Source organism: Pseudomonas sp. NY8896 (assembly GCF_039634505.1).
In genome coordinates, this window is record NZ_CP132350.1 from 2,066,455 (window position 1) to 2,092,891 (window position 26,437).

The 26,437-nt window shown below is 61.8% G+C and carries 28 protein-coding genes and 1 tRNA gene; 22 read left to right on the plus strand and 7 right to left on the minus strand.

Annotated features, from left to right (window positions below):
• Nucleotides 1–11: 11 nt before the first annotated feature.
• On the minus strand, nt 12–605 hold the full coding sequence (locus Q9451_RS09265; RefSeq protein WP_012273774.1) for a cold-shock protein: 594 nt from the start codon (nt 603–605) through the stop codon (nt 12–14).
• A 280-nt stretch (nt 606–885) separates the two neighbouring features.
• Here Q9451_RS09265 and Q9451_RS09270 point away from each other — a divergent pair, with 280 nt between their 5' ends.
• The 18 genes from Q9451_RS09270 (at nt 886) to Q9451_RS09355 (ending at nt 14,462) form a co-directional block, all read left to right on the plus strand.
• Nucleotides 886–1,359, plus strand: a complete 474-nt coding sequence (locus Q9451_RS09270; protein WP_003254783.1) for a Dps family protein — start codon at nt 886–888, stop codon at nt 1,357–1,359.
• 137 nt (nt 1,360–1,496) lie between these two features.
• Nucleotides 1,497–1,826, plus strand: coding sequence for a ribbon-helix-helix domain-containing protein (locus Q9451_RS09275; RefSeq protein WP_012273773.1), 330 nt, complete (start codon nt 1,497–1,499; stop codon nt 1,824–1,826).
• 92 nt (nt 1,827–1,918) lie between these two features.
• Nucleotides 1,919–2,140, plus strand: a complete 222-nt coding sequence (locus tag Q9451_RS09280) for a zinc ribbon domain-containing protein (protein ID WP_012273772.1) — start codon at nt 1,919–1,921, stop codon at nt 2,138–2,140.
• 93 nt (nt 2,141–2,233) lie between these two features.
• Complete coding sequence (aspS, locus tag Q9451_RS09285) at nt 2,234–4,009, plus strand: aspartate--tRNA ligase (RefSeq protein WP_012273771.1); 1,776 nt, start codon at nt 2,234–2,236, stop codon at nt 4,007–4,009.
• A 114-nt stretch (nt 4,010–4,123) separates the two neighbouring features.
• The gene (locus tag Q9451_RS09290) at nt 4,124–4,870 is read left to right on the plus strand and encodes a YebC/PmpR family DNA-binding transcriptional regulator (protein ID WP_012273770.1); all 747 of its coding nucleotides are present in this window, start codon (nt 4,124–4,126) and stop codon (nt 4,868–4,870) included.
• Nucleotides 4,871–4,996: 126 nt separating this feature from the next.
• Nucleotides 4,997–5,521 carry a crossover junction endodeoxyribonuclease RuvC gene (gene ruvC, locus Q9451_RS09295; protein ID WP_012273769.1) on the plus strand — a complete coding sequence of 175 codons (525 nt, stop codon included), beginning with the start codon at nt 4,997–4,999 and terminating at the stop codon, nt 5,519–5,521.
• Between the two features lie 109 nt (nt 5,522–5,630).
• Nucleotides 5,631–6,248 carry a Holliday junction branch migration protein RuvA gene (ruvA, locus tag Q9451_RS09300; RefSeq protein ID WP_012273768.1) on the plus strand — a complete coding sequence of 206 codons (618 nt, stop codon included), beginning with the start codon at nt 5,631–5,633 and terminating at the stop codon, nt 6,246–6,248.
• Entirely contained in the window at nt 6,245–7,291 is a 1,047-nt protein-coding gene (ruvB, locus tag Q9451_RS09305; RefSeq protein WP_012273767.1) for a Holliday junction branch migration DNA helicase RuvB, read from the plus strand. Before ruvA ends, ruvB begins: the two co-directional genes overlap by 4 nt.
• Before the next feature lie 125 nt (nt 7,292–7,416).
• A complete protein-coding gene (gene ybgC, locus Q9451_RS09310; protein WP_012273766.1) occupies nt 7,417–7,869 on the plus strand; it encodes a tol-pal system-associated acyl-CoA thioesterase in 453 nt (150 codons plus the stop codon).
• 2 nt (nt 7,870–7,871) lie between these two features.
• Complete coding sequence (gene tolQ, locus Q9451_RS09315; protein WP_010952367.1) at nt 7,872–8,567, plus strand: protein TolQ; 696 nt, start codon at nt 7,872–7,874, stop codon at nt 8,565–8,567.
• Nucleotides 8,568–8,581: 14 nt separating this feature from the next.
• Nucleotides 8,582–9,034 carry a protein TolR gene (gene tolR / locus Q9451_RS09320; protein ID WP_012273765.1) on the plus strand — a complete coding sequence of 151 codons (453 nt, stop codon included), beginning with the start codon at nt 8,582–8,584 and terminating at the stop codon, nt 9,032–9,034.
• Nucleotides 9,034–10,152, plus strand: coding sequence for a cell envelope integrity protein TolA (tolA, locus tag Q9451_RS09325; protein WP_012273764.1), 1,119 nt, complete (start codon nt 9,034–9,036; stop codon nt 10,150–10,152). The genes tolR and tolA overlap by 1 nt, the downstream gene beginning before the upstream one ends.
• A 26-nt stretch (nt 10,153–10,178) precedes the next feature.
• Nucleotides 10,179–11,450 carry a Tol-Pal system beta propeller repeat protein TolB gene (tolB, locus tag Q9451_RS09330; RefSeq protein ID WP_012273763.1) on the plus strand — a complete coding sequence of 424 codons (1,272 nt, stop codon included), beginning with the start codon at nt 10,179–10,181 and terminating at the stop codon, nt 11,448–11,450.
• A 54-nt stretch (nt 11,451–11,504) separates the two neighbouring features.
• Entirely contained in the window at nt 11,505–12,005 is a 501-nt protein-coding gene (pal, locus tag Q9451_RS09335; RefSeq protein ID WP_012273762.1) for a peptidoglycan-associated lipoprotein Pal, read from the plus strand.
• 6 nt (nt 12,006–12,011) lie between these two features.
• The gene (gene ybgF, locus Q9451_RS09340; RefSeq protein WP_012273761.1) at nt 12,012–12,818 is read left to right on the plus strand and encodes a tol-pal system protein YbgF; all 807 of its coding nucleotides are present in this window, start codon (nt 12,012–12,014) and stop codon (nt 12,816–12,818) included.
• A gap of 167 nt (nt 12,819–12,985) precedes the next feature.
• On the plus strand, nt 12,986–13,633 hold the full coding sequence (gene queE / locus Q9451_RS09345) for a 7-carboxy-7-deazaguanine synthase QueE (protein WP_012273760.1): 648 nt from the start codon (nt 12,986–12,988) through the stop codon (nt 13,631–13,633).
• Nucleotides 13,634–13,650: 17 nt separating this feature from the next.
• Nucleotides 13,651–14,337: a 7-cyano-7-deazaguanine synthase QueC gene (queC, locus tag Q9451_RS09350; RefSeq protein WP_012273759.1), complete on the plus strand. Its 687-nt coding sequence runs from the start codon at nt 13,651–13,653 to the stop codon at nt 14,335–14,337.
• Between the two features lie 49 nt (nt 14,338–14,386).
• Nucleotides 14,387–14,462 (plus strand) — tRNA-Lys (locus Q9451_RS09355).
• Nucleotides 14,463–14,536: 74 nt separating this feature from the next.
• On the opposite strand, the gene Q9451_RS09360 is transcribed toward Q9451_RS09355, so the two are convergent.
• The 3 genes from Q9451_RS09360 to Q9451_RS09370 all read right to left on the minus strand — a co-directional run bounded on the left by Q9451_RS09360 (nt 14,537) and on the right by Q9451_RS09370 (nt 19,064).
• The gene (locus Q9451_RS09360) at nt 14,537–15,496 is read right to left on the minus strand and encodes a cation transporter (protein WP_012273758.1); all 960 of its coding nucleotides are present in this window, start codon (nt 15,494–15,496) and stop codon (nt 14,537–14,539) included.
• Nucleotides 15,497–15,578: 82 nt separating this feature from the next.
• Nucleotides 15,579–17,645: a methyl-accepting chemotaxis protein McpU gene (gene mcpU / locus Q9451_RS09365; protein ID WP_012273757.1), complete on the minus strand. Its 2,067-nt coding sequence runs from the start codon at nt 17,643–17,645 to the stop codon at nt 15,579–15,581.
• A gap of 66 nt (nt 17,646–17,711) precedes the next feature.
• Nucleotides 17,712–19,064, minus strand: a complete 1,353-nt coding sequence (locus Q9451_RS09370) for an APC family permease (RefSeq protein WP_012273756.1) — start codon at nt 19,062–19,064, stop codon at nt 17,712–17,714.
• Nucleotides 19,065–19,508: 444 nt separating this feature from the next.
• Here Q9451_RS09370 and Q9451_RS09375 point away from each other — a divergent pair, with 444 nt between their 5' ends.
• On the plus strand, nt 19,509–21,017 hold the full coding sequence (locus Q9451_RS09375) for a YdgA family protein (protein ID WP_012273755.1): 1,509 nt from the start codon (nt 19,509–19,511) through the stop codon (nt 21,015–21,017).
• Nucleotides 21,018–21,252: 235 nt separating this feature from the next.
• Entirely contained in the window at nt 21,253–22,311 is a 1,059-nt protein-coding gene (gene nadA, locus Q9451_RS09380; protein WP_012273754.1) for a quinolinate synthase NadA, read from the plus strand.
• Nucleotides 22,312–22,342: 31 nt separating this feature from the next.
• Here the strand turns inward: nadA and Q9451_RS09385 are convergent, their stop codons facing one another.
• Entirely contained in the window at nt 22,343–23,779 is a 1,437-nt protein-coding gene (locus Q9451_RS09385; RefSeq protein WP_012273753.1) for a M48 family metalloprotease, read from the minus strand.
• Nucleotides 23,780–23,900: 121 nt separating this feature from the next.
• Here Q9451_RS09385 and Q9451_RS09390 point away from each other — a divergent pair, with 121 nt between their 5' ends.
• A complete protein-coding gene (locus Q9451_RS09390; protein WP_012273752.1) occupies nt 23,901–24,140 on the plus strand; it encodes a sulfurtransferase TusA family protein in 240 nt (79 codons plus the stop codon).
• Between the two features lie 20 nt (nt 24,141–24,160).
• A complete protein-coding gene (locus Q9451_RS09395) occupies nt 24,161–25,231 on the plus strand; it encodes an AI-2E family transporter (RefSeq protein WP_012273751.1) in 1,071 nt (356 codons plus the stop codon).
• A gap of 35 nt (nt 25,232–25,266) precedes the next feature.
• Here Q9451_RS09395 and Q9451_RS09400 read toward each other — a convergent pair whose 3' ends face one another.
• Together Q9451_RS09400 and Q9451_RS09405 are read right to left on the minus strand one after the other, a co-directional pair.
• Nucleotides 25,267–25,740, minus strand: a complete 474-nt coding sequence (locus tag Q9451_RS09400; protein WP_003254742.1) for a peroxiredoxin — start codon at nt 25,738–25,740, stop codon at nt 25,267–25,269.
• Nucleotides 25,741–25,751: 11 nt separating this feature from the next.
• Nucleotides 25,752–26,312 carry a glycine cleavage system protein R gene (locus Q9451_RS09405; RefSeq protein ID WP_003254741.1) on the minus strand — a complete coding sequence of 187 codons (561 nt, stop codon included), beginning with the start codon at nt 26,310–26,312 and terminating at the stop codon, nt 25,752–25,754.
• Nucleotides 26,313–26,437 lie beyond the last annotated feature (125 nt).

The following is a 26,437-nucleotide window of genomic DNA, read 5'->3' on the forward strand; positions in this document are numbered from 1 at the left end:
AGAAGGCGGCGTCAGCGTCGGGTTACTGCAACCACGTCTTCGGCCTGCAGGCCCTTGTCGCGGTGCATCACCGAAAACTCCACGCGCTGGCCTTCGACCAGGATGCGGTGGCCCTCACCGCGAATGGCGCGAAAGTGCACGAAGATGTCATCACCCGAATCGCGGGAGATGAAACCGAAGCCTTTCGACGTGTTGAACCACTTGACGGTGCCGGTATCACGGCTGCCGACATCTTGTGCCGCGTGTTGGCTGCTGCGCGCTTTACGCGGGGTGCGGGCAAAGCCCACGGCCAGGTGCAGGGCTACGGCCAGCACCGCACAGACCAGGGCAGCCAGGTTGCCCATTTCCGGGCGAGCCAGCAACGTCAGGGTCTGCAGTACCACGGCTACCACCAGCAGGGCGCAGGCTAGATGCTGCAGCTGTTGTCGCGCGCCGCGGTAATACAGTGGCACGACCGGGGCCAGTACCAGGTTGAGCAGGCCGAGCAGCGCCAGGTAGACCGCGTCGGGTTGCTGCAGGAAGGGTGTCGCATCGGTTTTCAGGCTGGGTATGAGCGATAGCAGCAAAGCTGCCACGCCCGTCACCAGATGGACGATCTTGAACATGGGGTTGGCTCACAGTTGATAAGGCCGATCACAGGAAGAGCTGGTAGCACGGTGCGCATGAGGTGTAGAGCGCGAACACGGACAGGCCAGCCTATGCACCCGGCAATGACAGTCCGCACGGGTGGCACGGTGCCTATTTAACAGTAAAGCCGCAGCCTACTCAAACCGCAGGCCGCCCGGCGGGCGATGTGTTGCGCCATGTCACATGCGGCATGCGCCAAGTGTTGCTACAGTGGTCGGCGCCCGCTTGAGTCTCAAGCCTTATGGAAAGGGGAACTTCATGGCAATCGATATCGGTATCAGTGAAGAAGATCGCAAGTCCATCGTCGATGGGCTGTCCCGTCTGTTGTCGGATACCTATGTGCTGTATCTGAAAACCCATAACTTTCACTGGAACGTCACCGGTCCGTCGTTCCGCACCCTGCATTTGATGTTCGAAGAGCAGTACAACGAACTGGCGCTGGCAGTCGATTCGATCGCCGAGCGCATCCGTGCCCTGGGCTTCCCGGCGCCGGGGTCGTATGCATTCTACGCGCGGCACTCGTCGATCAAGGAGGAGGAAGGCGTGCCCCCTGCGGACGAAATGATCCGTCAGCTGGTGCAGGGTCAGGAGGCCGTGGTGCGTACTGCGCGCAGTATTTTCCCGGTGGTGGACAAAGTCAGTGACGAGCCGACCGCCGACTTGCTGACCCAGCGCATGCAAGTGCACGAGAAAACCGCCTGGATGCTGCGGGTGCTGCTCGACGGCAAGTAACGGCCATCGTGCAAAAGCCCTGGTCGGCATGCCCGGCCGGGGTCTAGAGGTTGTGCAGGAAGATTTTGCCGCTGCTTTAAGCTCGCGCATCAGCGCTTCATAGGTCGCCTGGTACCTGTGACGAGGAAGTGTGGCGCATGATGCAAGCGAGCAAACGTAGTATTGGCCAGGGGAGTTGGCCCGCAAAACAATGCATCGATCCGTTCAAGGCGGATTTCGACATGTTGCAGGCCCAACCGGTGTCGCGCTCGGTGCGGCTCAACGGCTTTTCCACGTGTCTGCGCCTGGAGGCCGTCTACTGGGGTATCCTGGAGCGCATCGCCGCTGCCAACCGCTGCTCGGTCAGTGCCGTGTTGTCCTACGTGGACCGCGAAGTGCACCTGCGCCAGGGTGGGGTGCGCAACTTCAGCGGGCTGATCCGGGTCATCTGCGTGGCGTGGCTTCAGAACCCGCCAAGTGCGCGCTGATCGCCTGGCGGGCTGCGCAGTGCTTGCTAACCATATATAATCCCGCTTTTTGCTGCCCCGGCAGCCAGCGTTGTGGTTGACGAGAGACACCCATGCCCCTTTATGACTATCAATGTGCGTCCTGCGAGCACCGCATGGAAGTGCTGCAGAAGATCAGTGCCGCGCCGCTGGTCGATTGCCCGGCCTGCCAGGCGCCGGCACTGAAAAAGCTGCTGTCGGTGCCAGGCTTCCGCCTGAGCGGTAATGGTTGGTACGAAACCGACTTCAAGACCGGGGCGAAAAAGAATCTGGCAGGCGGCGACAAGGCCGACTGAGTTGAATGCTGTGACCGGGTCTTGCAGTATTAGCCCTCCGGGCGGCCAAGGCCTCCACCGAATACACGAATCACGAGAAGCGAAACCACCATCATGATGCGCAGCCATTATTGCGGCCAACTGAACGAGAGCCTGGACGGCCAGGAAGTCACCCTTTGCGGCTGGGTCCATCGTCGCCGCGACCACGGCGGGGTGATCTTCCTCGACATCCGTGACCGCGAAGGCATGGCCCAGGTCGTGTTCGACCCGGATCGCGCCGAAACCTTCGCCGCTGCCGACCGTGTGCGCAGCGAATACGTCGTGCAGATCACCGGCAAGGTCCGCAAGCGCCCTGACGGTGCGGTGAATGCCAACATGGCGTCCGGTGCAATCGAGATCCTCGGCTACCAGCTGAACGTGCTCAACGAAGCAGAAACCCCGCCGTTCCCGCTGAACGAATACTCCGACGTCGGCGAGGAAACCCGCCTGCGTTACCGCTTCATCGATCTGCGTCGCCCGGAAATGGCTGACAAGCTGCGCCTGCGCTCGCGCATCACCAGCAGCATTCGTCGCTTCCTCGACGAAAATGGTTTCCTCGACGTCGAAACCCCGATCCTCACCCGTGCTACCCCGGAAGGTGCGCGTGACTACCTGGTGCCAAGCCGTACCCACGCCGGTAGCTTCTTCGCTCTGCCGCAGTCGCCACAGCTGTTCAAGCAGCTGCTGATGGTCGCCGGTTTCGACCGCTACTACCAGATCGCCAAGTGCTTCCGTGACGAAGACCTGCGGGCCGACCGCCAGCCGGAATTCACCCAGATCGACATCGAGACCAGCTTCCTCGATGAAAGCGAGATCATGGGCTTGACCGAAAGCATGATCCGCAAGCTGTTCAAGGAAGTGCTGGACCTGGAGTTCGGCGAATTCCCGCACATGACCTTCGAAGAGGCCATGCGCCGCTATGGCTCCGACAAGCCAGACCTGCGTAACCCGCTGGAACTGGTCGACGTTGCCGACCAGTTGAAGGATGTCGACTTCAAAGTATTCGCCGGCCCGGCCAACGATCCGAAGTGCCGTGTTACCGCCCTGCGTCTGCCAGGCGGTGCGAGCATGCCGCGCAGCAAGATCGACGAGTACACCAAGTTCGTCGGCATTTACGGTGCCAAGGGCCTGGCCTACATCAAGGTCAACGAGCGTGCCAAGGGCGTCGAAGGCCTGCAGTCGCCGATCGTCAAGAACATCCCCGAAGCCAACCTCAACAACATCCTCGACCGCGTGGGTGCTGTAGATGGCGACATCGTGTTCTTCGGCGCCGACAAGTTCAAGGTGGTCAGCGAAGCCCTGGGCGCGCTGCGTATCCGCCTGGGTCACGACTTCGAGCTGCTGACCTGCGAGTGGGCACCGATGTGGGTCGTCGACTTCCCGATGTTCGAAGAGAACGAAGACGGTAGCTTCACCGCGCTGCACCACCCGTTCACCGCGCCCAAGTGCACCCCGGAAGAGCTGGAGGCCAACCCGGCCACGGCCCTGTCCCGTGCCTACGACATGGTCCTGAACGGCACCGAGCTGGGTGGCGGCTCGATCCGTATTCACCGTAAAGAGATGCAACAGGCGGTATTCCGCCTGCTGGGTATCGAGGCAGAAGAACAGGAAGAGAAGTTCGGCTTCCTGCTCGACGCCCTGAAATTCGGCGCACCGCCCCACGGCGGCCTGGCCTTCGGCCTGGACCGCCTGGTCATGCTGATGACCGGCGCCCAGTCGATCCGTGAAGTGATCGCGTTCCCGAAAACCCAGAGCGCTGCATGCGTCATGACCCAGGCCCCTGGCCTGGTCGACGCCAAGGCCCTGCGCGAGCTGCACATCCGACTGCGCGAACAGACCAAGGTCGAGTAAGCAGTCCCCGGGCGCATCCATATGGATGCGCCTTTGCGTTTCGGCGCAGGTATTCTCCCGTCCCGCCCCGTCATGGGGCGGGGCTGTTTGTGATTCAAAGGATTCGGAGTCGTTATGGCTGGTCATTCCAAGTGGGCGAACATCAAGCACCGCAAAGAGCGCCAGGATGCCAAGAGAGGCAAGGTCTTCACCAAGTGGATCCGTGAGCTGACGGTAGCTGCCAAGCAAGGCGGCCCTGACCCGGCATCCAACCCGCGCTTGCGCCTGGCGCTGGACAAGGCGCTGGGCGCCAACATGAGTCGCGACATCATCGACCGCGCCGTGGCCCGTGGCGCTGGCACCAATGAAAGCGACAACGTCGAAGAGCTCAGCTACGAAGGTTACGGCCCCGGTGGCGTGGCGATCATGGTCGAAGCCATGACCGACAACCGCAACCGTACCGCCGCCGCCGTGCGCCATGCCTTTACCAAGTGCGGTGGCAACCTGGGCACCGACGGTTCGGTGGCCTACCTGTTCGAGCGCAAGGGGCAGATCAGCTTTGCCCCGGGCGTTGAAGAAGACGCGTTGATGGAAGCGGCAATGGAGGCCGATGCCGACGACGTGGTGGCCAACGATGACGGCTCGTTCGAGGTGTTCACTTCGTTCAATAGCTTCTATGCCGTGCGTAACGCGCTGGAAGAGGCTGGCTTCAAGGCCGCTGACGCGGAAATCGTCATGCAGCCGACCACTAGCGCCGAACTTGACCAGGACGGTGCGGAAAAAGTGCTCAAGCTGATCGACATGCTCGAAGACCTGGACGACGTGCAGAACGTCTACTCCAACGCCCAGATTTCCGATGAGATCATGGAAAACCTCGGCTAAGGTTGTTTCGTTCGCCTTGAGGGTTTATTCGCGGGCAAGCCCGCTCCTACAGGGACTGCGAGGTCTTTGTAGGGGCGGGCTTGCCCGCGAATAGACCGGTGAAATTGGTAAAACTCCGCAGGTGTTATGACTCTGATTCTTGGTATCGACCCCGGTTCGCGCATCACCGGTTACGGTGTGGTCCGTCAGACCGCCCGTGGTTGCGAGTACGTGGCATCGGGTTGTATCCGCACCGGCAGCGGCGAGCTGCACGAGCGGCTGCAGATTGTTTTTCGGGGTGTCAGTGAAATCATCGCCCAGCACGGCCCGGTGACCATGGGTATCGAGCGGGTGTTCATGGCCCGCAACGCCGATTCGGCGCTAAAGCTCGGTCAGGCCCGTGGCGCGGCCATCGTGGCCGCCGCCGAGGCCGGCCTGGAAATCGCCGAATACAGCGCCACCCAGGTCAAGCAGGCCGTGGCCGGCACGGGTGGGGCCAACAAGGAGCAGGTGATGATGATGGTCATGCACCTGCTGAAATTGACGCAAAAGCCACAGATCGATGCCTCCGATGCCCTGGCCATCGCCCTGTGCCACGCTCACACCCGTTCCAGCTTGGTACCACATGGCCTGGCCACGGCACGGCGACGCGGCGGGCGCTTGCGTCTGTAGGCGCTTCATGCGCTGATACATATTTTGTTCGGGTGATGCGTTCACCCGCTGCATTTGCTGATAGGGTTGAGCGGTCTTTGACCGGCTCCCCGAGAGGAAGGATCGGAACGTGATTGGACGTTTGCGCGGCACCCTGGCGGAAAAACAGCCGCCGCACCTGATTATCGACGTCAACGGCGTGGGATACGAACTGGAAGTTCCCATGACCACGCTGTACCGTCTGCCCAAGGTGGGCGAAGCCGTCACCGTGCATACCCACCTGGTCGTGCGCGAAGACGCCCACTTGCTCTATGGCTTTGCCGAAAAGCGCGAGCGCGAGTTGTTCCGCGAGCTGATTCGCCTGAACGGCGTGGGGCCGAAGCTGGCCCTGGCGCTGATGTCCGGGCTGGAAGTGGACGAACTGGTGCGCTGCGTGCAAGCCCAGGACACGTCGGCCCTGGTGCGCGTGCCCGGTGTTGGCAAAAAAACCGCCGAACGCTTGCTGGTTGAGCTCAAGGACCGCTTCAAAGCCTGGGAGACGTCACCGGCCATGTTCACCCTGGTGTCCGACGGGCCGTTGCCGGTCGCCAGCGAGTCCAGCGCCGAGGCCGATGCGGTCAGTGCCCTGGTCTCACTCGGCTACAAGCCGCAGGAAGCCAGCAAGGCAATCGCTGCGATCAAGGACAAGGCCGGCTTGAGCAGTGAAGAACTGATCCGCCGCAGCCTGAAAGGGATGATAACCAAGTGATCGAAGCCGACCGCCTGATCGCCGCCAGTGGCCGCGACCGCGAAGAGGTCCAGGACCGTGCGATTCGCCCGCTGAGCCTGGACGATTATATCGGCCAGCCGGTGGTGCGCGAGCAGATGGCGCTGTTCATCCAGGCGGCGCGTGGCCGCAGCGAGTCGCTCGATCACACGCTGATCTTTGGCCCGCCAGGCCTGGGCAAGACCACCCTGGCCAACATCATCGCCCATGAAATGGGCGTGTCGGTGAAGAGCACCTCGGGGCCTATTCTGGAACGCCCTGGCGACCTGGCAGCCATGCTGACCAACCTCGAGCCGCACGATGTGCTGTTCATCGACGAAATCCATCGGCTGTCGCCGGTCGTCGAAGAGGTGTTGTACCCGGCCATGGAGGATTTCCAGCTCGACATCATGATTGGCGAAGGCCCGGCGGCGCGTTCGATCAAGCTGGACCTGCCACCGTTCACCCTGGTGGGCGCTACCACCCGTGCCGGCATGCTCACCAACCCGTTGCGTGACCGCTTCGGTATCGTCCAGCGCCTGGAGTTCTACAGCGACAAGGACCTGGCCACCATCGTCAGCCGTTCGGCCAACATCCTTGGCCTGGCCATCGAAGACCTCGGCGCCTACGAGATCGCTCGCCGCGCTCGGGGTACGCCGCGTATCGCCAACCGCCTGCTGCGCCGGGTACGCGACTACGCCGAAGTACGCGGCAAGGGCCAGATCACCAAGGCCGTGGCCGACATGGCGCTGAACCTGCTGGACGTGGACGAGCGTGGTTTCGATCATTCCGACCGCCGCCTGCTGTTGACCATGATCGAAAAATTCGATGGCGGCCCGGTGGGCGTGGACAACCTGGCCGCGGCCATCAGCGAAGAGCGTCATACCATCGAGGATGTGCTTGAGCCGTACCTGATCCAGCAGGGCTACATCATGCGTACGCCGCGCGGCCGCGTGGTCACCCGGCATGCCTACCTGCACTTTGGCCTGAATATTCCCGGGCGCTTGGGGGAGGGTGGTGATTTTTCCGAGCCAGGCGATGAATGACAGATCGAAAGCGACTTTTCGTGGTCCTACCGCTGGCATGCCCAAAGTGCGCTGGCAATAAGACATCAATGAAGAAAAAACAGTTGCCACAGCGGATTGGCAAGCTGAGGAGTAAGCACTAGAGTATGCGCGCGCAAAATCAGCTCGAACCGTTCGCACACCGTTGTCGCGTCTATTACGAAGATACCGATGCGGGCGGCGTGGTGTATTACGTCAACTACCTGAAATTCATGGAGCGCGCGCGCACCGAACGCCTGCGGCACCTGGGCTTTTCCCAGTCGCAACTGGCCGAAGACAACCTGCTGTTCGTGGTTCATTCCAGCGAAGCGCGGTATCACGCGCCGGCGCGGCTTGATGACGAACTGCGGGTGACCGCGCAAGTACTTGAACTCAATCGCGCCAGCTTGCGCTTCGTGCAGCAGGTCTGGCGGGAAAAGGATGACACGCTGCTTTGCGAAGGGCAGTTCCTGGTGGCCGCCGTGCGCGCCGACACTTTCAAACCCCGAGCCATACCCCCCCAGCTGCGCGAAGCCTTTATGGCGGACGGCTCGGGTAATCAATCGAATGCAGGAGAATAAGCGTGGAAGCTAACGTCGTCGACCATACCTCCATGTGGAGTCTGGTCAGCAATGCCAGCGTGGTGGTACAGCTGGTAATGCTGACCCTGGTGGCCGCCTCGGTCACCTCATGGATCATGATCTTCCAGCGCAGCACCATGCTGCGCGCCGGTCGTCGTGCGCTGGATGCCTTCGAGGAGCGCTTCTGGTCGGGCATCGACCTGTCCAAGCTGTACCGCCAGGCAGGCAGCAACCCAGACCCGGACTCTGGCGTGGAGCAGGTGTTCCGTGCCGGCTTCAAGGAGTTCTCGCGCCTGCGCCAGCAACCGGGCGTTGACCCGGACGCGGTGATGGAAGGCGTTGGCCGTGCCATGCGCGTGGCCATTTCTCGCGAGGAAGAAAAACTCGAACAGAGCCTGCCGTTCCTGGCCACCGTTGGTTCCACCAGCCCGTACATCGGCCTGTTCGGTACCGTATGGGGCATCATGAACTCCTTCCGCGGCCTGGCCAGCGCCCAGCAAGCCACCCTGGCCACAGTCGCCCCAGGTATCGCCGAAGCGCTGATCGCCACCGCCATCGGCCTGTTCGCAGCGATCCCGGCGGTCATCGCCTACAACCGTTTCGCCGCGCGCAGTGAAGTGCTGATCGGTCGTTACTACACCTTCGCCGACGAGTTCCAGGCGATCCTGCACCGCAAAGTGCACACCAGCGAAGAGTAATCAGGTAGAAGCCCATGGCCCGAGTTCGCCACAAACGCAAGCCCGTCGCCGAGATGAACGTGGTGCCCTACATCGACGTGATGCTGGTGCTGCTGGTCATCTTCATGGTGACGGCGCCCATGCTCAACCAGGGCGTGAAGGTCGACCTGCCCAAGGTTTCCAGCGAAGCCTTGCCGCAGGACAACAACGTCCAGATCCTCACCATCTCCATCAAGGCCGATAAAACCTACTACTGGAACCTTGGCAGCGAAGTCGATACCGACAAGCAGATGGACAAGGCCATGACCTTGCCTGACATGACCAATGCAGTGACCAAGATCATTGCTGCCGGCCGTGACCAGGGCAAGCAAACCCAGGTGTTCATTCGTGGCGACAAGGCTGTCGACTATGGCGCGGTCATGGGTGCCATGGGCGGGTTGCAGAAGGCCGGTGTCGGTAACGTTGGCCTGATTACCGAGGCGCCCTGATGCAACAGCGAGAGCCATCCGCCTCGGAAAGCTACTTCTGGCCCAGTGTCTGGGCCATCGGCCTGCATGTGCTGGTGTTCGCCCTGCTGTTCGTCAGTTTTGCCATGACGCCTGAGCTGCCGCCTTCCAAGCCGATCGTTCAGGCTACCCTGTACCAGCTCAAGTCCAAGAGCCAGGCGACCACCCAGACCAATCAGAAGATTGCCGGGGAAGCGAAGAAAACCGCTTCGCGCCAGACCGAAGTCGAGCAGTTGGAGCAGAAGAAGGTCGAGCAGGAAGCAGTGAAGGCTGCGGAACAAAAGAAAGCCGACGCTGCTCAAAAGGCCGAGGAGGCCCGCGAAGCCGCCGAGGCGAAAAAAGCCGAAGACGCTGCCAAGGCCGCAGAAGCCGCCAAGGCTGCCGAAGCCAAGAAAGCTGCCGAAGCCAAGAAGGCCGACGAGGCGAAGAAGGCTGCCGAGAAGCAGCAGGCCGACATCGCCAAGAAGAAGGCCGAGGACGAAGCCAAGAAAAAAGCCGAAGAAGAGGCCAAGAAAGAGGCCGCTGAAGAGGCGAAGAAACAAGCCGCCGAGGACGCCAAGAAAAAGGCAGCCGAGGAGGCCAAGAAGAAAGCAGCCGAGGACGCCAAGAAGAAGGCGGCGGCCGAGGACGCTAAGAAGAAGGCAGCTGAAGAGGCCAAGAAAAAGGCCGCTGCAGACGCCCAGAAAAAGAAGGCACAGGAAGCGGCCCGCAAGGCGGCAGAAGACAAGAAAGCCCAGGCCCTGGCCGAGCTGTTGTCCGACACCACCGAGCGGCAGCAGGCGCTGGCCGACGAGCAGGGTGACCAGGTGGCCGGCGACTTCGACGACCTGATCCGCATGCGCGCGGCCGAGGGCTGGGCGCGTCCGCCTTCCGCGCGCAAGGGCATGACGGTGGTCCTGCAGATCAACATGTTGCCGGACGGTACCATCACCAGTGTCAGCGTGGCCCGTTCCAGTGGTGACGGCCCGTATGACAGTTCGGCGGTGGCTGCGGTGAAGAACATTGGTCGTTTGACCGAGATGCAGGGTATGAAGCCGAGCGATTTCAACCAATATCGTTCGTTCAAGATGACATTTACACCTGAGGATCTAGCGTTGTGATTAAACGTCTGAGAGGACTGCTGGTCATGCTGTGCTGCGTGGCAGGCATGGCGGTGGCAGAGGAAAAGAACATCCTGGTCACCAGTGGCAGTGACCGGGCTACACCCATCGCGGTAGTGCCGTTCGGCCTGCAGGGCGGCAGCGTGCTGCCCGAAGACATCGCCGACATCATCGGCAACGACCTGCGCAACTCTGGTTACTACTCGCCGATTCCGCGGCAGAACATGATCAGCCAGCCGTCGCAGGCCAGCGAAGTGATCTTCCGTGACTGGAAAGCGCTGGGTGCCCAGTACGTGATGGTCGGCAGCATCGTGCCGTCGGGCGGTCGCCTGCAGGTGCAGTACGCGCTGTTCAACGTCGCCACCGAGCAGCAAGTGCTGACCGGTAGCGTGGCGGGCAGCACCGACCAGCTGCGCGACATGGCGCACTACATTGCCGACCAGTCGTTCGAGAAGCTCACCGGCATCAAGGGGGCGTTCTCTACCCGCATGCTGTACGTGACGGCCGAGCGCTTCTCCACCAACAACACCCGTTACACCCTGCAGCGTTCGGACTACGACGGTGCGCGTGCGGTAACCCTGCTGCAGTCGCGTGAACCAATCCTGTCGCCGCGCTTTGCGCCGGATGGCAAGCGTATCGCCTACGTTTCGTTCGAGCAGAAGCGCCCGCGTATCTTCATTCAGAACATCGATACCGGTCGCCGCGAGCAGGTGACCAACTTCGAAGGCCTGAACGGCGCGCCAGCCTGGTCGCCGGACGGTTCGCGCCTGGCGTTCGTGCTGTCCAAGGACGGCAACCCGGACATCTACGTGATGAATGTGGCTTCGCGCCAGATCAGCCGTGTGACTGCCGGCCCAGGTATCAATACCGAGCCGTTCTGGGGTAAGGATGGCAACACCCTTTACTTCACTTCCGACCGTGGCGGCAAACCGCAGATCTATAAACAGTCGGTCAGTGGTGGCGGTGCCGAGCGTGTAACGTTCGTGGGTAACTACAACGCCAACCCGAAACTTTCGGCAGACGAAAAGACCCTGGTGATGATCCATCGCCAACAGGGCTTTACCAACTTCAAAGTGGCGGCACAGGACTTGCAGCGCGGAAGTGTAAAGATTCTGTCTGAAACAAGTCTTGATGAGTCTCCCACTGTCGCGCCAAACGGCACCATGCTAATCTACGCCACCCGCCAGCAGGGCCGGGGAGTCTTGATGCTCGTGTCGCTTAATGGCCGCGTGAGGCTCCCACTTCCTACCGCTCAAGGCGAAGTCAGAGAACCGTCCTGGTCCCCTTACCTGAACTGATTGCGGCGTAATACGTTTTGCTTAACACACTGGGGTTTCATTAGGAGTTTCACGATGGAAATGCTGAAGTTTGGTAAATTTGCTGCGCTGGCTCTGGCCATGGCTGTAGCTGTAGGTTGCTCCTCGAAGGGCGGTGATAACGCAGGCGAAGGCGCTGCTGTAGATCCTAACGCTGGCTACGGTGCCAACACTGGCGCTGTTGACGGTTCCCTGAGCGAAGAAGCCGCCCTGCGCGCAATCACCACCTTCTACTTCGAATACGACAGCTCGGACCTGAAGCCAGAAGCCATGCGCGCTCTGGACGTTCACGCCAAGGACCTGAAGTCCAACGGCAACCGCGTTGTTCTGGAAGGCAACACCGACGAGCGCGGCACCCGCGAGTACAACATGGCTCTGGGTGAGCGTCGTGCGAAAGCCGTTCAGCGCTACCTGGTTCTGCAGGGCGTTTCCCCTGCTCAGCTGGAACTGGTTTCCTACGGCGAAGAGCGTCCAGTTGCCACCGGCAACGACGAGCAGTCCTGGGCTCAGAACCGTCGCGTAGAACTGCGTAAGTAAGTTCTTATGCGTATGTGCCGCCGTGTAGTAACCGTCCTCGCACTCAGCCTGCCGCTCGCGGCCTGGGCTGAGGTCCCTGTAGTAGATGACAACGCAGGCAGCTATCCGCCTGCGGGTTATGGCACGAGCGGCGCCTATGCCGGGTCAGGGGCTTCGGCCCCTGCCTCTGCACAGGGCCAGCTGTTCATGCAGCTGCAACAGATGCAGGATCAGCTTTCCCGCCAGCAAGGCATCATCGAAGAGCTGCAAAACGATGTGTCGCGCATGAAGCAGGAAAACCTGGAGCGTTACCAGGACCTGGACCGTCGCATCAACAGTGGCGCTGCGCCTGCCGCAACCCCTGACAATTCCACCGGTGGTGGTGCGTCCAATGCCGCCCCGGATGCAGCAGCAGGTGCTGCTGCGCAACAACCGGCCGCCAGTAGCGAGCCCGGTGATCCGGCGAAAGAAAAGCTTTACTACGATGCTGCTTTCGACTTGATCAAACAGAAAGACTTCGACAAGGCCAGCCAGGCGTTCAACGCATTCCTGCGCAAGTACCCAAACAGCCAGTACGCCGGCAACGCGCAGTACTGGTTGGGTGAAGTGAACCTGGCCAAGGGTGACCTGCCAGGCGCAAGCCAGGCCTTCGCTCAGGTAAGTCAGAAGTATCCGAAGCACAGCAAGGTGCCCGATTCGCTGTACAAACTGGCCGATGTCGAGCGCCGTATGGGGCATACCGACAAGGTCAAGGGCATCCTGCAGCAGGTTATTACCCAGTACCCCGGCACCTCGGCCGCGCAACTGGCTCAGCGTGACCTGCAGAAGCTCTGAGTGTCGTAGTTGCACCGCTCGAAAGAAACCCGCGCCAGTCGCGGGTTTTTTCGTTAGAATCACTGCCCTTTTTTCGTAAACACGCTGCTGCGGATAACGCTATGTCGAGTCCGTAACAGTGCCTGAGGAGGCGGGCAGCCTGTTTAGCTGTCACGCCCGTGGCGAGCATGCAAGACACATTACGCATCACCGAAGTCTTTTACTCTTTGCAGGGTGAAACGCGAACGGCTGGGTTGCCCACCGTATTCGTGCGCCTCACAGGTTGCCCCCTGCGCTGCCAGTACTGCGACAGTGCCTATGCCTTCAGTGGCGGTACCCTTCGCACCCTCGATTCGATCCTTGAGCAGGTGGCCGGTTTCAAACCGCGCTACGTCTGTGTCACCGGTGGTGAGCCATTGGCCCAGCCCAACGCCCTGCCGTTACTGCAGCGGCTGTGTGATGCCGGGTACGAAGTGTCGCTGGAAACCAGCGGTGCGTTGGACATTACCGGTACCGACACCCGCGTCAGCCGTGTGGTCGACCTGAAAACCCCAGGTTCCGAAGAATCGCACCGTAACCGCTACGAGAACATCGAGCAGCTGACCCGTAACGACCAGGTCAAGTTCGTCATCTGTTCCCGCGAGGACTACGACTGGGCGGTTTCCAAGCTGATCCAGTACAACCTTTCCGAGCGTGCGGGTGAGGTGTTGTTCTCGCCGAGCCACCACCAGGTGAAAGCCAGCGACCTGGCGGACTGGATCGTTGCCGACAACCTGCCCGTACGCTTCCAGCTGCAGCTGCACAAGCTGCTGTGGAACGACGAACCCGGACGTTGATTGAGGAGCACCTACACATGACCGATAAACGCGCAGTAATCCTGTTGTCCGGGGGCCTGGACTCGGCCACCGTAGTTGCCATGGCCAAGGCCGAAGGCTACAGCTGCTACACCATGAGCTTCGATTACGGCCAGCGCCATCGTGCCGAGTTGAATGCCGCTGCCCGCGTGGCCCGTGACCTGGGAGTGGTGGAGCACAAGGTGATCGGGCTGAACCTTGACGGCATTGGCGGTTCGGCGTTGACCGACAGCAACATCGATGTGCCGGAAGCCCCAAGTGAGGGTATCCCGGTCACTTATGTGCCAGCGCGCAACACCGTGTTCCTTTCGCTTGCCCTGGGCTGGGCCGAAGTGTTGGAGGCGCGTGATATTTTCATTGGCGTCAATGCCGTGGATTACTCCGGCTACCCGGATTGCCGCCCCGAGTTCGTCGAAGCCTTCGAGCGCATGGCAAACCTGGCGACCAAAGCCGGTGTAGAGGGGCAGGGTTTCCGCATCCAGGCGCCGCTGCAGAACATGAGCAAGGCGCAGATCGTGCAGGCCGGTATGGCCCGCGGTGTGGATTACAGCCTGACCGTTTCCTGCTACCAGGCCGATGATGACGGCCGTGCCTGTGGCAAATGCGACAGCTGCCGCCTGCGCGCCGACGGCTTCAAGGCCGCCGGTGTCGAAGACCCAACGCGGTATTTTTCAAAGGTTTTTTGATAGGGTGTTGATTTCTCGTTAGAAATCAGTATTATACGCGCCATCAAATGGGTCGTTAGCTCAGTTGGTAGAGCAGTTGGCTTTTAACCAATTGGTCGTAGGTTCGAATCCTACACGACCCACCACACGCAATACGTCAAAGCCCGCTACCAGTAATGGTCGCGGGCTTTTTCGTTTTCACAGGCCTTGTTCAGCTGGCTTACTCAGCCCATTCCGGGTCCCCGGTAAACACCACCGTAATCCAACGGTCAGGCCCTTCGCCACCTACCGCATCGCCAATCTCGTTGCGCCACGCATCCCATTCTTCGATGGTCTTCGCAGCCATGCCTTTTGGCACGATGAAATACAGCTCGATTTCCCGCGAGCGCCCGACCTTGGCGACATAGGCGCGGTAAGACTGCAGCCCGTGGCGGGCGACGAAGGCCTTGGCCACTTCATCTACATGCAGCTTGAGGTCGCCGGGGGTGACCAGAAAAATTTCCGATAGCGCCTGGCGCACCACCGACAAGGGCAGCGGTACGATCACCAGGCACACCAGCGCCAGCACCGCCGGGTCGATGTACGGCGACACCCATTCCAGCGAGGTGCCCTGCACCGCGTAGCCAAAGCAGAAGGCGATCAGCAGGGCGGCGGTGATGCTGGCCGACATCACCCAGCCCTTGACGTCCATGCGCACGAAGTCCGATTGCAGCTTGCGGTTGGCGCGCGCCTCGACGACGGCGATGGTCACGCAGGTGATCACCGTCAACACCGCGTAGACCATGGCAATGCCGAACTCCAGATGACGGCCGCCTTGCAGCAGGCTGCTGACGGCGTTGATCAGTGCGTAGATGGCTACGCCGCTGAGCAGGATGCCGTTGAGTGCCAGCACCATCGGTTCCAGGTGCCAGAAGCCCATGGTGAAGCGCTCGCGCAGCTTGCGCGACATTTGCACGCTGGTGGTGTGCGAAGTGATCAGCTTGACCACCACCAGCGACAGGCCACTCATGCTGGCGTCGACCAGCGAGTACACGCCGTCGAACACGATGGAGAACGAGCCGGAGGCCAGGCCGAAAGCGATGCCGATGGTGGCGATGAACAGGGTGACGGCAATCGAGGTGCGTAACAGGCCCTGTTCGCTGGTGATGTCAAAAAAGGTGGATCTGGTTGCGGTTTGCATGAGTTGTGCTCAGTAAAAACGATAGTGCTGTGGCGCCTGTAAGGGCTGGCTGGCGGGCAAACCCGCCAAGAAACCCTACAGGCTAGACGCGAAATTGCTCCATCAGCGCCTGCTGCTGATTGGCAAGCCGGTTCAGCGCCTGGCTGATGCGCGCCGATTCGTCAGCCTGGCCAGCCAGTGATTCTGTCACATCACGGATGCCGGCCACGTTGCGGTTCACTTCCTCGGCCACCGCGCTCTGCTCCTCAGCCGCCGAGGCAATTTGCAAGTTCATGTCGCTGATGACCGCCACCGCCTCGCCAATTCGCTGCAGTGCCGGCAGCGCCTGCTCCATGCGCGCGGCGCTGTCCTGGGCCTGGCGCTGGCCTTCATGCATGGCACCGACGACATCCTGCGTGCCTTGCTGCAGGCCTTCGATGACCTGGCGAATTTCCTCCACCGACACCTGCGTGCGTTGAGCCAGGCCGCGCACCTCGTCGGCGACCACGGCGAAGCCACGCCCGGCTTCGCCGGCACGAGCCGCTTCGATGGCGGCATTCAGTGCCAGCAGGTTGGTCTGCTCGGCAATGGTACGGATCACCTCCAGCACCGAGCCGATCTGCCCGCTGCGGCCTTCCAGCGCACGCGCTTCGTCCATGGCTGTGTTCATGCCGGCGGCCAGTCGATCGATGCCTTGACGCGTGCTGTCGATCAGTTGCAGGCCTTCCTGGCTGGCCTGGTCGGCGGCGCGTGCGGCCTGGGCCGCCTGCGAGGCGTTATGGGCGACATCCAGGGCAGTGGCGCTCATTTCGTTGGCCGCCGTGGCCACCTGTTCGATTTCGCGATGCTGTTGCTGCATGCCGTTGCTGGTCTGGCTGGCGATGGCGGCCGACTGGTCGGCGGTGCCGCGGGCCTCCTGCAGTGAGCCTTTGACTTGGGCGATGACTGGCTGCAGCTTGTCGAGGAAGCGGTTGAACCAGCCGGTGAGCTGGCCCAGCTCGTCCTGGCGGGCGTAGTCCAGGCGACGGGTCAGGTCGCCTTCGCCGCTGGCGATGTCTTCCAGGCGTGCGGCCACGGCCAGGATTGGCCGAGTAACGCCGCGTGCGGTCAGCCACACCAGCAGCAAGCCGACCACGGCTGCGCCCAGGCCGATCAGCAGGCTGGTGAGGTTGGCGCGTTGGTTGTGCGCGTCCAGGCGCTGGTTGAGTGCGGCGGCAGGGGCCTGCAGCACGCTTTCCGGCAGCTCCAGCAACACTTGCCATGGGGCTGCGTCAGGGATTGGTGTGAAAGGGTGGGCCACGCGCAGCAGGCCATCGGCTACTGCGTTGTCCATGGGTTTGCCGAGCGTCGTGTCGTCGCGGCTGTTACCGGCCAGCAGGCCGGCGGCGCTGGCGATACTCACTTGGCCCTGGCCATCGAACAGCTCGCGGCGGCCGTCCACGCTCAGTTGCTGCAGGTTGGCCAGGCCGATGTCCAGGCCGACCACGCCGACCACCTTGCCGTGCTCCAGCAGCGGCAAGGCGATGCTGGTCATCAGTACTTGGCGGCCGTTGACCTCGTCGAGGTACGGTTCGAGCATGCAGGTTCTGCCGGTGTCCTGCGGGCAGGTCAGCCAGCGGTTTTTCGCTGCGCCGTTGCTGCCGATACTGGTATCGCCAAGCATCGTTTCCGGCATGGCTTCCAGTTCCAGGGTGCCGGGGGTTGGTTGCGACCAGTAAAGCGAAAAGCGTCCGCGCTCATTGCTGCCCATGGCGTCCTGGCCAAGGTACTGGCTGTCTTGCTGGTCCAGGGCATCGGGCTGGAATACCAAGTACAGGCCGATCACATCCGGGTTGCCGGCCAGGCTGGCACGCGCCTGGCGGGTCAGTTCGGCGCGCAGGTCGCTGCCGCCTCGGGCCTTCAGTACCTGTACCAGGCGGGCAAAGCCATTGCCGTATTGGTAGGCGTCCATGAAGTAGCGCTGTATTCGCAGGGCCTGGGTTTGCGCATGGGCCTGCAGGCGCAGGCGGGCGCTGCTGTCGAGCATGGCGGTGTTGGCCTGGTTGACCAAGGCCGCGCTGCGTTGCGCCTGGGTCAGCGAGGTGGCCACCAGCAAGGCGACGATGGCCAGCAGACACAGGCCGGCAAGCAAGGTGATCTTCCATTGGATGGAGAGGCGACGCAGCGGCATGAGGGCTTTCCTTTTCGATCAAGTACAACGCCCGCGATCAGGCGCGGGCGTTGTCAGCAGCATGGTTCATTCGGCGATGTAGTTGGGCGGTGCCGCGCGGAAGGCTTTGGTCAGCCAGCCAAGGTAGATCAGGCCAAGCGCGGCCCAGATGCCGCCAAACATCAGTGAGTGCGCATTCAGGTCCAGCCACAGCGAGACGATGATGCAGAAGCCGATGGTGGGCAGCACCAGGTACTTCAGCTGGTTGGCCAGCCCCTTGCGGTTGCCTTCGCGCAGGTAGCAGTGGTTGATCACCGACAGGTTGACGAAGCTGAACGCGACCAGGGCGCCGAAGTTGATGATCGAGGTGGCGGTCACCAGGTCGAAGAAGATCGCCGACAGGGAAATGATCCCCACTACGGCAATGTTCAGCACTGGCGTCTTGTAGCGTGAATGCAGGCGGGCGAAGACGCTGGCCGGGATGACGTTGTCGCGGCCCATCACGTACAGCAGGCGCGACACGCTGGTTTGCGAGGCCAGGCCCGAGGCGATGGTGTTGATCACGGTGCAGGCGATGAAAATCGACTGGAACAGCTTGCCGCCGACGTACAGGGCGATTTCCGGCAGGGCCGCTTCCTGGTCGTGGAAGCGAGCCATGGTCGGGAAGTAGGCCTGGATGAAGTAAGAAACGGTGATGAACACCACGCCGCCGATCAGTGCGGTGAGGAAGATCGCACGGGGGATGGTCTTGGCCGGGTCGCGGGTTTCTTCGGACAGGCAGGTGACCGCGTCAAAGCCCAGGAACGAGAAGCACAGGATGGTCGCACCGGCGGCCAGGGCGCTGAATTGGGTCTGGCTGTCGGCGAACGGCATCAGGCTCCAGGCGGTACCCAGCCCTTCACCGTGGTCCAGGCCGCGTACGCACAGGTAGATGAATACGGCAATGATCGCCACCTGCACGCCCACGAACAGCAGGTTGAAGTGCGCCACCAGGTTGACGCTGCGCATGTTGATCAGGCTGATCAGGGTGACGAAGCCTGCTACCCACATCCACTCCGGCACTTCCGGGAACATCGCTGAAAGGTACAGTTTGGCCAGCAGCGCGTTGACCATCGGCAACAGCAGGTAGTCCAGCAACGACGACCAGCCGACCAGGAAGCCCACGTGCGGGTTGATCGCCTTTTGGGTGTAGGTGTAGGCCGAGCCCGACTGCGGGAAGCGCTTGACCAGGGTGCCGTAGCTCACGGCGGTGAACAGGATCCCGGCCAGTGCCAGAATGTAGGCGCTGGGTACGTGGCCGGCAGTAATCCCGCTGACGATGCCGAAGGTGTCGAACACGGTCATCGGGGTCAGGTAGGCCAGGCCGATGATGATCACGTGCCAGAGGCGCAGGGTTTTGCGGAGTTGGCCGTTGCCGGTAGCGCGGTGGTCAGGCTGCATGCTGGCATGGCTCCTGGTGCTGGGCGTAAACGGCGGGCACGGTGTATTGCGCATGCGGCAGGGGCGAGCGGGTGGGCTCCATATTGTTCACCTTTTATGTTGGAGCGGCGGAAGGCGCGGGGGGGACGCGCAAAGTGGTGAAAATAAAAAACGATGGGTAGGTGGGTGTCAAGTTAAACATGACAAGATGTTACTGAATTGAAATATTTATCGATTTTTAAGGGTGTTTGTTCGGTTTTTGCGCGGTTTTTTGCGGTTTTGATCAATTTGAATGTTCGTAAAAATTAACGAATGTTGCCCTTCTGGCAGAGTGCTCAGATGCTTCCGGAAATGGTTTTTCTCGATCCGGGCCGGCCCTCGACTTCTACCGCAGTGGTACTCTTCGCTTTCTGCGTGGCCTCTGGTCGCCATCGAAACCCTTACGGACAGCAATCGGTTCTATTCATGAAGAAATCAGTTGGCATCCTTTCCGGCCTGGCGATCGCCATTGCCGTCGCAACCACTGCTGGCGCCTGGTACACCGGCAAGCAGCTGCCTGCCGAGCTGGACAACGCCCTTGCCCGCAGCAACGCCGACCTCAAGAAGGCCCTGGTCAGCACCGGCGGCAGCATGAGCATCGAGCGGGTGTCGCTGGAGCAGCATTTCTTCAGCAGTACCGCCCAATACCGGCTCAAGGCCCGCGACATCAACGTGGGTGAGGGCGAGGTGATCAATTTCGACGTAGGTGTGACCGATCAGATCGAGCACGGCCCGTTCCCCTGGTCGCGGGTGAAGGCGCTCAAGCTGATGCCTGTACTGGCAGTTAGCAACAGCACCTTGCAAAAGGACGATGCCACCGCGCCGTGGTTTGCCGCCGCAGGCGAGCAGGCCCCGGTCAGTGCACAGACGAGCCTGGGATACGACGGCAATGTGGTCAGCCAGGTCCGACTGGCACCGATCAAGCTCGACGAAGCAGATGGCAATAGCCTCGATTTCTCGGGTATGCAGTTTGAAGCCAGTGGCGACAAGGAAGGCAAGGCTTCGAAATTCCACGGGCAGGCCGACCGTTTCGTGATGAAACTTGTGCGCGATGATCAGCCGCCTGCCACATTCGAACTCAACGGCCTGACGGTTGGTGGCAACCTTGCCGCCACTGAGCACGACGCCATCTACGTGGGTAACGTCGACCTGGCGCTGGCCGAAACCAAGGTGACCCTGGGGCCGAAACAGCAGGTGCTGTTGATCAAGGGCCTGGAGCAGAACGCCGTGCAAAGCCTCGATGGCCCGGACACCGTGGGTGGCCGCGTGGAGTACAAGGTCGGCGACATCACCTGGGATGGCCGTGCGGTAGGCAAGGCGCAGATGGCGGTGAGCGCTTCCTCGGTCAACGTCCCGGCGCTGCAGGCATTGTCGAAGTGGTACCAGGCACACTTGCCGGAATTCGAGGCCGCCTCCGCAGCCGGCCAGCCAGTACCGCAAATCCAGATGGACGACGCCGAAAAAGCCAGGTTCCAGGGCGACTTGCAGAAACTCCTGGCTGCCAAGCCCAAGGTCGCGGTAGAAAACCTGTCGTTCAAAACGGCCAATGGCGAGAGCCGCTTCAATCTGTCGATGGGCTTCACCGCCCCGGCCAGCTTCGACCTGCCGCCGGACCAGTTGAGCAAGCAGATGATCACCGAGGTTAAGAGCAAGCTGTCGCTGTCCAAGCCGATGATCGGTGACCTGGCGACCCTGCAGGCACTGCTGGACGGCCAGACCGACGCCCAGGCGATTGCCATGCAGTCGGGCCAGGCGGGGGAGATGGTCGGCATGATGGCGCTGCAGAGCGGCATGGCGACTGTCGAAGGCAACGATGTGGTGAGCAGCCTGCACTATGCCGATGGCATGGTCGATTTCAACGGCAAGAAGATGACTGTGGAAGAATTCGCCATGCTCATGGCCGCACACCTGGCGGCATTGTCGCCGCAGGAGTGATCGATTGAACCTGCACAGGCCTCTTCGCGGGCGAGCCCGCGAAGAGGCCTGTGCAGGCAACACAAAAACCACTTTAGAAATCGCTGGATTGTCTGTAGCCTTCGGCCTCCGATAATAATCCGCGCCCGCAGAGGGCCGTGGCGGCCAGTGTGCCGTCCGGCACCCTTAGCCGATCTGCCAGGGCCGGGTGATACACTCGATTTGACGCGCACGCGCGCCTGCAGGTCCAGCGATCATGACCCAGATTTCCGAACGCCTGTTGGTTCAGGCCCACCTCGACGCCAAGCAGCCCAATCCGCTGACAGCCGAGCAGGAGGCCGAATACCGTGCGGCCATCGCTGCCGAGCTCAAAGCCCAGAATGCCGTGCTGGTTGCCCATTATTACTGCGACCCGGTTATCCAGGCGCTGGCCGAAGAAACCGGCGGCTGCGTGTCCGACTCGCTGGAAATGGCCCGTTTTGGCAAGAACCACCCGGCCGAAACCGTGATCGTGGCCGGTGTGCGTTTCATGGGCGAGACGGCGAAAATTCTCACCCCCGAAAAGCGCGTGCTGATGCCGACCCTGGAGGCCACCTGCTCGCTCGACCTGGGCTGCCCGGTAGAAGAATTCTCGGCTTTCTGCGACCAGCACCCTGAGCGCACCGTGGTGGTCTACGCCAACACGTCCGCTGCGGTGAAAGCACGTGCCGACTGGGTGGTGACGTCGAGCTGCGCGCTGGAAATCGTCGAAAGCCTGATGGACAACGGCGAAACCATCATCTGGGGGCCGGACCAGCATCTGGGCCGTTACATCCAGAAGCAGACCGGTGCCGACATGCTGCTGTGGGACGGTGCCTGCATCGTTCACGAGGAGTTCAAGTCGCGTCAGTTGGCCGACATGAAGGCGCTGTACCCGGATGCTGCGATCCTGGTGCACCCCGAGTCGCCGGAAGCGGTGATCGAGCTGGCCGACGCGGTCGGGTCCACCAGCCAACTGATCAAGGCTGCTCAGACGCTGCCGAACAAGACCTTCATCGTCGCCACCGACCGCGGCATCTTCTACAAGATGCAGCAGCTGTGCCCGGATAAAGAGTTCGTCGAAGCGCCTACCGCCGGCAACGGCGCGGCATGCCGCAGCTGCGCGCACTGCCCGTGGATGGCGATGAACACCCTGGAGCGGGTGCTGGACTGCCTGCGCAAGGGCGGCGATGAGATTTTCGTCGACCCTGCGCTGGTGCCCAAGGCGATCAAGCCGCTGAACCGCATGCTGGACTTTACCCAGGCGGCACGCCTGAAGCTGTCTGGTAACGCCTGAAAATGCTGGGGCGCAAAGCGCCCCCGGATTCTCAGCGCCCCATCATTTCCCGAACCATGCGCTGCTGCTCCATGATCTCGCGCTGGCGCTGATCGATCTGCGAGGCCAGTGGGAAGTTGCCGCCCGCCCGGCGCTTGGCGTAGTCCAGCTGCTGAATCGCCTGGTCAAAGTCCCCAACCAAGGTGAAGTACTCGGCCCGCGCCCGGTGCAAACCAATGGTATTGCCCGACAAACCGCGTACTTCGGCCATGTCGTACCACACATCCGGGTCGTCCGGTCGGCTCTTGACCAGCTCGTTCAACACCTTCTCCGCCTCGGCAGGCTTGTTCTGCTTTACCAGCAGGTCGGCACGCACTTGCTTCAGCGGGTAGTTGCCCGGGTACAGCCCCTGCATTCGCTCGGCCCGCTGTTGTGCATCGGCCAGGCGATTATTGGTAATGTCCAGGTCGATCTGTGCCAGGTTGTAGGTGATGTCGTTCGGCGCCTTGGCCAGCAGCGGCTTGAGCAACTCGCGCGCCTCGTTCAGCTGGCCGCCCTTGATCTGTGCCAGGGCCAGGCCGTAGCGCGCGGCGTCCAGTTTCGGGTCTTCGTCCAACTGGGCGCGAAAGCGCTTGGCGGCAAGCCCTGGGGTGCCTTCGTAGGTCAGCGCCACCCGAGCACGAATCAGCTGGTAGCGCATGCTGTCTTCTATGCCGCCTTTGGGCGCCTGGTCGGCGCGGTTGCGGGTGTCGGCGATACGCGATTCAGTCACCGGGTGAGTCAGCAAGAACTCCGGCGGCTTGGCGTCATAGCGATACTGGCGTGCCAGGCGCTCGAACATGGTCGGCATGTTGCGCGGGTCGTAGCCGGCCTTTTCCAGGTTCTGGATGCCGATGCGGTCGGCTTCCTGTTCGTTCTGCCGCGAAAAGCGCCGTTGTTCCTGGATGGCCGCTGCCTGGGTGCCGGCGATCATGCCGATACCCGCATCGCCAGCGCCACCGGCGGCCAGCACGATGCCGGCCAGCAGTGCAGCCATCATCGGCAATTGCATGCGTTGCTGGGCTTCGACGCCGCGGGCGAAGTGGCGTTGCGACAAGTGCGCCAGTTCGTGGGCCAGAACCGAGGCGTATTCCCCTTCGGTCTGAGCGTTGAGGAACAGTCCACCGTTGACCCCGACGATTCCACCCGGCGCGGCGAAGGCGTTGAGCTCGCGGCTGTCGATGAGGATGAACTCCAGGCGCCGGTCCTGCAGCTGGCTGGTCTCGGCCAGCTTGTACACGCTGGTTTCGACGTAGTCCTTGAGCTGTGGGTCGTTGAGCTGGTTGACCTGGCCGCGCAGCAGGCTCAGCCAGGCGCGGCCCAGTTGGTGCTCTTGTTGCGGCGAAACGATCGCGGAACTGGCATCCCCCAGTGATGGCAGGTCGTCAGCATGGCCGGGAAGGGCCATCAGGCAGGCCAGCGTCAGCAGGGTAGGGCGCAGTAGATTCATGCATGAAGCTCGCGTCGGTCAAAGATACCTACTGTAGCGGGCTCACACGTTGGCGACCAGTGGCGCTATTCTAGCCGGCCCTGTCAGCAAGCAGTCTGGCAACGCCTTTGGAGACCCCGCGATGAGTGACACCCTGACCTGTGACGCCGAACTGGACGCCAGCGGGCTGAATTGCCCTTTGCCACTGTTGAAGGCAAAGATGGAGCTCAACCGCCTGGCTAGCGGTGCGGTACTCAAGGTGATCGCCACTGACGCAGGCTCGCAGCGCGACTTCCGCACTTTCGCCCAGTTGGCCGGTCATACCCTGCTGCAGGAAACGGCCGAGGCCGGCACCTACACTTACTGGCTGCGCAAGGCCTGAGTCTTTTCCAAGGATCGTCAATGTTCAAAGTGCTTCGCGACTGGATGCAGCGCTACTTCTCCGATGAAGAAGCGGTGGTGCTGGCGGTCCTGTTGTTCCTGGCTTTTACTGCGGTACTGACCCTGGGCGGTATGCTCGCGCCGGTGCTGGCCGGCATGGTGCTGGCGTTCCTGATGCAAGGGCTTGTCAACGCCCTGGAGCGTGTGCGAGTCCCTACGCGGCTGGCGGTGATGCTGGTGTTCGCCCTGTTCATGGGCGCGCTGGCGGTATTCATGCTGGTGCTGGTGCCGCTGCTGTGGCACCAGTTGATCACCCTGTTCAACGAGTTGCCGGGCATGCTCGGCAAGTGGCAGTCGCTGTTGCTGCTGTTGCCCGAGCGCTACCCGCATCTGGTGTCGGACGAGCAGGTGCTGCATGCCATCGAATCGGTACGCGGTGAAATCGGCAAGTTTGGCCAATGGGCGCTGACCTTTTCGCTGTCCAGCCTGCCGCTGCTGGTCAATGCCATGATCTACCTGGTGCTGGTGCCGATCCTGGTGTTCTTCTTCCTCAAGGATCGCGAGCTGATCGGCCGCTGGGTCAGCGGCTACCTGCCCAGCCAGCGCGCGCTGCTTAACCGGGTGGGCAGCGAGATGAACCGGCAGATTGCCAACTACATTCGCGGCAAGGGTATCGAGATCCTGATCTGCGGCATCGCCACCTATATCGCCTTCATCAGCCTGGGGCTCAACTACGCCGCGCTGCTGGCGTTGCTGGTGGGGCTGTCGGTGGTGGTGCCTTACGTGGGGGCGGTGGTGGTGACCGTACCGGTAACGCTGATCGCGCTGTTCCAGTGGGGTTGGGGCGACCAGTTCATCTACCTGATGACGGTGTACGCGATCATCCAGGCGCTGGATGGCAACGTGCTGGTGCCGCTGCTGTTCTCCGAGGCGGTGAGCCTGCACCCGGTGGCGATCATTTGCGCGGTATTGCTGTTTGGCGGGTTGTGGGGGTTCTGGGGGATCTTCTTCGCGATTCCGCTGGCGACGTTGATCAAGGCTGTGCTGGATGCCTGGCCGCGACATGAGCCGAGTGTGTCACCGATGCTTTGAATGTGAATGGGGCTGCAATGCAGCCCCATTCAATTTCAAGCCTTGTTCAAGGCTTGGGCAGCGGCCAACACGGCATCCACATGCCCGGGCACCTTCACCCCACGCCATTCCTGGCGCAGCACACCGTCCTTGTCGATCAGGAAGGTGCTGCGATCTACGCCCATGTATTCCTTGCCGTACAGCTTCTTCAGTTTGATCACGTCGAACAGCTGGCACAGGGCCTCGTCCTTGTCGCTGATCAGCTCGAAGGGGAAGCCTTGCTTGGCTTTGAAGTTTTCGTGCGACTTGATGCCATCGCGCGATACGCCGAACACCACGGTATTGGCTGCGGCAAAGGCGTCATGCTGGTCGCGAAAGCCCTGGCCCTCGGTGGTGCAGCCTGGGGTGCTGTCCTTGGGGTAGAAGTACACCACCACTTGCTGGCCCTTGAGTTCGGCCAGGCTGACGGTTTGCCCGCTGGTAGCCTGGGCCTGGAAGTCGGCAACGGGTTGGTCGAGTGCTACAGCCATGGTCGGTTTCCTTACATTGGGTTCTGTGGACGCCATGGCTCGATCAACGCATCGAGGTTCAGGGCATCGGCAAAGTCCAGGAACTGGTCGCGCAGCCAGCTGATCTGCGTGCCGGCCGGCAAAATCACGGTGAACTGGGCGTTGAGCATGCTGCTGCCGGTTTGCGGCGCCAGGTAGGTGTCGCAGGTCATGGCTTCCAGCTCGACGCGGTGATCGAGGAAGAACTGGCACAGCTCATTGATGATGTCCGGGCGGTAGGCGGCGCTGACGTAGGCCACGTATGGCAGGGCCTGTGGGCGCACTTCCTGGTCGGCGCTGCGCACCACGTCCAGGGTCAGGCCGTGCTTCTTGCCCAGGCCTGGCAGGGTGGACTCCAGGCGCGCCAGGGCGTCCCAGCTGCCGCCCACCTGCAGCACCAGGGCGCTGGTCTCGCCGTGGCGGCTCAGGCGCGAGGTGACCACCGCGCAGCGGTTTTCGAAGGCAGCGCGGCTGAGGACGTTGGCCAGCTCCATGGGGTTTGGGCCCAAGGCACTGATGACAAGGAATTGTTCGCGGACGGTGGGGGTGGACATGCAGCATTCCTAAAGCGATGAGCGGTCGGCACAGGACGGGCAAAAGCCTCCTGTCGGCAGTGCCCGGGGCTCGCATGCGAGGTCTTGGACGCTGGCGGGGAGCAAGGTCGACGGCCCGGCGGGCC

What these genes read in the sequence shown, in the direction of transcription:
- Q9451_RS09395 (WP_012273751.1), top strand. Translation starts at nt 24,161, where the DNA reads ATGTTCAAAGTGCTTCGCGACTGGATGCAGCGCTACTTCTCCGATGAA.
- nadA (WP_012273754.1), top strand. Translation starts at nt 21,253, where the DNA reads ATGACCCAGATTTCCGAACGCCTGTTGGTTCAGGCCCACCTCGACGCC.
- ybgF (WP_012273761.1), top strand. Translation starts at nt 12,012, where the DNA reads ATGCGTATGTGCCGCCGTGTAGTAACCGTCCTCGCACTCAGCCTGCCG.
- mcpU (WP_012273757.1), bottom strand. Translation starts at nt 17,645, where the DNA reads ATGCCGCTGCGTCGCCTCTCCATCCAATGGAAGATCACCTTGCTTGCC.
- Q9451_RS09385 (WP_012273753.1), bottom strand. Translation starts at nt 23,779, where the DNA reads ATGAATCTACTGCGCCCTACCCTGCTGACGCTGGCCTGCCTGATGGCC.
- Q9451_RS09270 (WP_003254783.1), top strand. Translation starts at nt 886, where the DNA reads ATGGCAATCGATATCGGTATCAGTGAAGAAGATCGCAAGTCCATCGTC.
- tolR (WP_012273765.1), top strand. Translation starts at nt 8,582, where the DNA reads ATGGCCCGAGTTCGCCACAAACGCAAGCCCGTCGCCGAGATGAACGTG.
- Q9451_RS09360 (WP_012273758.1), bottom strand. Translation starts at nt 15,496, where the DNA reads ATGCAAACCGCAACCAGATCCACCTTTTTTGACATCACCAGCGAACAG.
- aspS (WP_012273771.1), top strand. Translation starts at nt 2,234, where the DNA reads ATGATGCGCAGCCATTATTGCGGCCAACTGAACGAGAGCCTGGACGGC.
- tolB (WP_012273763.1), top strand. Translation starts at nt 10,179, where the DNA reads ATGCTGTGCTGCGTGGCAGGCATGGCGGTGGCAGAGGAAAAGAACATC.
- Q9451_RS09275 (WP_012273773.1), top strand. Translation starts at nt 1,497, where the DNA reads ATGATGCAAGCGAGCAAACGTAGTATTGGCCAGGGGAGTTGGCCCGCA.
- Q9451_RS09375 (WP_012273755.1), top strand. Translation starts at nt 19,509, where the DNA reads ATGAAGAAATCAGTTGGCATCCTTTCCGGCCTGGCGATCGCCATTGCC.
- ruvC (WP_012273769.1), top strand. Translation starts at nt 4,997, where the DNA reads ATGACTCTGATTCTTGGTATCGACCCCGGTTCGCGCATCACCGGTTAC.
- Q9451_RS09290 (WP_012273770.1), top strand. Translation starts at nt 4,124, where the DNA reads ATGGCTGGTCATTCCAAGTGGGCGAACATCAAGCACCGCAAAGAGCGC.
- Q9451_RS09400 (WP_003254742.1), bottom strand. Translation starts at nt 25,740, where the DNA reads ATGGCTGTAGCACTCGACCAACCCGTTGCCGACTTCCAGGCCCAGGCT.
- pal (WP_012273762.1), top strand. Translation starts at nt 11,505, where the DNA reads ATGGAAATGCTGAAGTTTGGTAAATTTGCTGCGCTGGCTCTGGCCATG.
- Q9451_RS09405 (WP_003254741.1), bottom strand. Translation starts at nt 26,312, where the DNA reads ATGTCCACCCCCACCGTCCGCGAACAATTCCTTGTCATCAGTGCCTTG.
- Q9451_RS09390 (WP_012273752.1), top strand. Translation starts at nt 23,901, where the DNA reads ATGAGTGACACCCTGACCTGTGACGCCGAACTGGACGCCAGCGGGCTG.
- Q9451_RS09265 (WP_012273774.1), bottom strand. Translation starts at nt 605, where the DNA reads ATGTTCAAGATCGTCCATCTGGTGACGGGCGTGGCAGCTTTGCTGCTA.
- queE (WP_012273760.1), top strand. Translation starts at nt 12,986, where the DNA reads ATGCAAGACACATTACGCATCACCGAAGTCTTTTACTCTTTGCAGGGT.
- queC (WP_012273759.1), top strand. Translation starts at nt 13,651, where the DNA reads ATGACCGATAAACGCGCAGTAATCCTGTTGTCCGGGGGCCTGGACTCG.
- Q9451_RS09370 (WP_012273756.1), bottom strand. Translation starts at nt 19,064, where the DNA reads ATGCAGCCTGACCACCGCGCTACCGGCAACGGCCAACTCCGCAAAACC.
- Q9451_RS09280 (WP_012273772.1), top strand. Translation starts at nt 1,919, where the DNA reads ATGCCCCTTTATGACTATCAATGTGCGTCCTGCGAGCACCGCATGGAA.
- tolA (WP_012273764.1), top strand. Translation starts at nt 9,034, where the DNA reads ATGCAACAGCGAGAGCCATCCGCCTCGGAAAGCTACTTCTGGCCCAGT.
- ybgC (WP_012273766.1), top strand. Translation starts at nt 7,417, where the DNA reads ATGCGCGCGCAAAATCAGCTCGAACCGTTCGCACACCGTTGTCGCGTC.